The sequence below is a fragment of the Streptomyces sp. GbtcB7 genome (genome assembly GCF_019091445.1).
In the GTDB taxonomy this organism is placed as follows: Bacteria; Actinomycetota; Actinomycetes; order Streptomycetales; family Streptomycetaceae; genus Streptomyces; species Streptomyces mirabilis.
This window is the reverse complement of record NZ_JAGXJM010000102.1, coordinates 1-3,767: the sequence shown is the minus strand read 5'-3', so window position 1 is coordinate 3,767 and position 3,767 is coordinate 1. Positions and strand designations below refer to the sequence as shown.

Here is a 3,767-nt window from a genome sequence, read left to right as displayed (position 1 = left end):
CGAGACACACGTCGGGGAACGCCCAGCCGTCCTCGACCATGACCACACGGGCGAGGTGCTCCACGTTGACCTGGTGCATGATCCCGGTGCCGGGAGGTACGACCGCGAACTTCCGCAGCGACTGCTGTCCCCACTTGAGGAAGCGGTATCGCTCGCCGTTGCGGGCGTACTCCAGCTCGTCGTTGCGGGACAGCGCGTCCGGACGGCCGAAGACGTCGGCGATGTCCGTGTGGTCGCTGTCGAGTTCCGACGTGTTGACGGGATTGACCAGGCGTGGATCGCCCCCCAGCGTGGTCATGGCGTCACGCATGGCGGCCAGGTCGACGACCGTGGGCACTCCGTTGGTGTCGTGCAGGAACACCCGGGAGGCGTACAGGTCGACGGGTGCGCCGGAGACTCCGCGGTCGAGGACCGCCTGGACCTGGTCGTCGCTTCGGCTTGTGCCGTCGTGGAAGCGGGCCACGTTCTCGAGCAGGATCCGCAGGCTGACCGGAAGGTCGGCGGGGGCCAGCCCGTCGATGCGGTGGTATGTCAGCGACTGGCCGGCGACGTCGAGGCGCGCCCGGGTGCCCAGCGCATCGAGCCCGGATCCCGCCAGGTGGTTACGGCCCGTCACAATGCCTCCACGGCGGACGATTCGGGGATGTCCTCGGGGAAGGACGGGACGAAGAAGGTGTTGACGTGGCCGCCGTCGACGACGCACTCCGCAGCGGCGGCACGCCACGCCGGGTAGTGCGGGGCGGCGCGGTGCTCCTCGCGGAACGCCTTCTCGTCGCGGTACAGCTCATAGAGAAGAAATCGCTGAGGGTCGTCCGTGGAGCGGTGGACGTCGAACCGCAGGCATCCCGGCTCGTCGCGCCGTGTCGCGCGCGAGTTGGCCCGGATGGCGGCCAGGAATCGATCGGTTTTCTCCGGCCGGACCTGAAGACTGACTATGACGGTGAACATGCTCGGCCTCCCAGCGGCGCCGGGTCGATTCCGCAGGAGCGGGCCAGCTCGACGAGGCCGTCGACGGTTTTGGGGGGCAGAGCGATGCCGTGCGTTTCGGCGTGGGCCGCGCTTCGGTCCTCCCGCTCCCCGGGGTAGAAGATCTCCTCGTGTCCCTGGGCGAGCGGGACGGCCTTGGTGGACGCGATGAGAGTCGCGAGATCCCTGGCGAAATCCTCCTGCGGTCGCATCGCGTCGACGCGTATCGCGATGACGATGTGGCCACAGCCGCTGCGGCGGTCGGGGACGTAAGGTCCGGCGACGCCGGTGGCGAAGGAGCTGCCGGTGAGCACCCCCGACAGGATGTCCATCATGAAGGAGATGGCGTAGCCCTTGTGCCCGGCCATCGGCAGGATCAGGCCGTCGATGGCGGCCTGGGGATCCGTGGTGGGCGCGCCGTCGCTGTCGATCGCCCACCCCTCGGGAATCGGGGTACCACGCTCGCGGGCCGCGTAGACCTTGCCCCGTGCGACGTTGGTGTTGGCGATGTCCAGGACGACCGGGCCGTGGGTGCCGCCCGGGACGGCGATGGACCAGGGGTTGGCGCCGACGGTCTTGCCGCGGCCACCCCACGGGGCCATGGCGGGGCTGCCGTTGGTGGTGAGGATTGCCACACAACCGGCTTCGGCCATGGCCCGGGTGAAGTACGCGGCCGTCCCGAAGTGATTGCTGTTGCGGACCGCCACCAGGCCGACGCCGTGGGCCCCGGCCCGTTGGACGGCCAGGTCGCAGGCGGACCTGGTGATGATCTGCCCGATCCCGTCGTGTCCGTCGAGGACTGCGACGCTCCCGCTGTCCACGACGAGCTCCGGCTCCGTCAGGGGACTCATCACCCCGGACCTGATGCGGTCGACGTACCAGCTCATCCGGAGCAGGCCGTGCGAGGGATGCCCCCAGCCGTCCGCCGTGACGAGGCTGTCGGCCACGTAGTCGGCATCGGCGGCCGGGACACCCACGGCGCGCAGGATCGCGGCGCCCAGGGCGGTGAGCTGGTCGGCCCCGAAGGCCTCGGTGTTCGTGGGGGGTGCTGTCATGAACTCTTTCCGGGGCTCGTTCACAGCTGCTCGATCGAGGCCGCGACCGCCTCGGCGAACTCACGGCACCCTGCCGACCCGCCCATGTCCCTGGTGCTGGTTCCCCGCGCGAGGGTGGCGGCCACGCCCTCCTCGACGATCCGCGCGGCACGCACCAGCGGCTCGTCCTCGTGCCGGGCGCCCAGCCACTCCAGCAGCATGGATGTGGAGAGGATCATCGCCACCGGGTTGGCCAGGTCCCGCCCGGCGATGTCCGGCGCGGAGCCGTGTGCGGCCTGTGCCATCGCGCGGTCCTGCGAGGCGTTCAGGGACGGTGCGATACCCAGCGAGCCGGCCAGTTCGCCGGCCAGGTCCGAGAGGATGTCGCCGAACATGTTCTCGGTGACCACGACGTCGAACTCGTGGGCCCGACGTACCAGGTGCACGGTCATGGCGTCGATGTGGAAGTCGTCGACGGCGACAGCGGGGTAGCCCAGCGCGACCTCGCGGCATACGTCGCGGAACAGCCCGGTGGTGAGTTTGAGGACGTTGGCCTTGTGGACGATGGTGACCTTCCCGCGCCGCCGCGAGGCCAGCTCGAACGCCTCCCGCGCGATGCGCTCGCACGCGGTGCGGGTGATGATGCCCATCGCGATGGCGACGTCCGGCGTGGGCATGAACTCGCCGGTGCCACGGTGGGTGTTGCGGTCGGCGTAGAAGCCCTCGGTGTTCTCCCGCATGATGACCAGGTCGGTGCCAGGGACGACGGCGTTGCCACCCTCGAAGGCCTTGGCGGGGCGCACATTGGCGTAGAGGTCGAAGTGTTTGCGGATGGTGCCGCTGGGGTTGAGCTCGGAGCGGAAGGGTTCGGGGTAGGCGGCACTGTCGTGGGGGCCGAGCAGCCATCCGTCGGTCTCGGCGAGGGCCGCGAGGGTGGCCTTGGGGGTGGCCTCCCCGGACTCCTCGATAGCCCGGAAGCCCAGCGGCAGTTCCTTCCAGTCGATGGGCTGCGCTCCGGCAGCCGCGACCGCGGCATCGGCGGTCAGGACCGACGCGGGCACGATCTCGGGGCCGATGCCGTCGCCGTACAGGACGCCGAGGGTGTAGCGGTGGGGGGTGTCGACGGAGGTCACGTGACTCCTCTGTTTGTGTGGGCGGGCTGTCAGCCGGTGACGGTGAGGAGCGCCTGGGCGTCTTCGGAGAGTTCGACGGTGTCGGTGTAGACCAGGCAGGCTTCCGGTTCGACGGCGAGGCTGACGGCGCCAGTGAGGCCGCCGCGGTCGCTGACGACCTGGACGACCAGGTCGCCGACCTTGAGGTCGTACTCGAAGCGGGAGCCGAGGTAGGAAGTGGTGAGGACCTCGGCGCCGATGACATTGGTGCCCGGCGCCGCCTGGTCGGGTGCGGCCAGTACGGAGAGTCGCTCGGGGCGGACGGCGACGGTGACAGCTTCGCCCGCCTTCAGGAGCCGGGAGATCGTGACCGTCAGGGCCTGGTCGTTGGCCGCCAGTTTCAGGACGGCGCCGTCGCGGGTGGGCTCGCTCACCGTGGCCTTGAGGAAGTTGCAGCGGCCGACGAACGCGGCGACCTCGGCGGTGGCCGGCGTCTCGTAGATCTCCTCGGGTGTGCCGACCTGAAGCATGTGGCCGGCGGACATGACCGCGATGCGGTCGCTCAGTGCGAGGGGCCCGTCCTGGTCGTGGGTGACGTAGACGGTGGTGAGGCCGAGATCCCTCTGGAGCCGTTTGAGCCAGGCGCGTGCCTGTT

Annotated in this window: 5 protein-coding genes; all 5 read right to left on the bottom strand. The window is 69.9% G+C overall.

Going from position 1 to position 3,767, the window contains the following annotated elements; translation table 11 throughout:
* Nucleotides 1-616: aconitase family protein (locus KVT44_RS60945; RefSeq protein ID WP_308314426.1), on the bottom strand; the 616-nt coding region annotated here is incomplete at its 3' end.
* Nucleotides 613-948 carry a putative quinol monooxygenase gene (locus KVT44_RS55245; protein WP_217576787.1) on the bottom strand — a complete coding sequence of 112 codons (336 nt, stop codon included), beginning with the start codon at nt 946-948 and terminating at the stop codon, nt 613-615. The genes KVT44_RS55245 and KVT44_RS60945, both read right to left, overlap by 4 nt.
* Nucleotides 933-2,021: an Ldh family oxidoreductase gene (locus KVT44_RS55240; RefSeq protein WP_217576785.1), complete on the bottom strand. Its 1,089-nt coding sequence runs from the start codon at nt 2,019-2,021 to the stop codon at nt 933-935. Before KVT44_RS55240 ends, KVT44_RS55245 begins: the two co-directional genes overlap by 16 nt.
* A 20-nt stretch (nt 2,022-2,041) precedes the next feature.
* Nucleotides 2,042-3,133, bottom strand: a complete 1,092-nt coding sequence (locus KVT44_RS55235; protein WP_217576780.1) for an isocitrate/isopropylmalate dehydrogenase family protein — start codon at nt 3,131-3,133, stop codon at nt 2,042-2,044.
* A 29-nt stretch (nt 3,134-3,162) separates the two neighbouring features.
* Nucleotides 3,163-3,767: TOBE domain-containing protein (locus KVT44_RS55230; RefSeq protein ID WP_217576778.1), on the bottom strand; the 605-nt coding region annotated here is incomplete at its 5' end.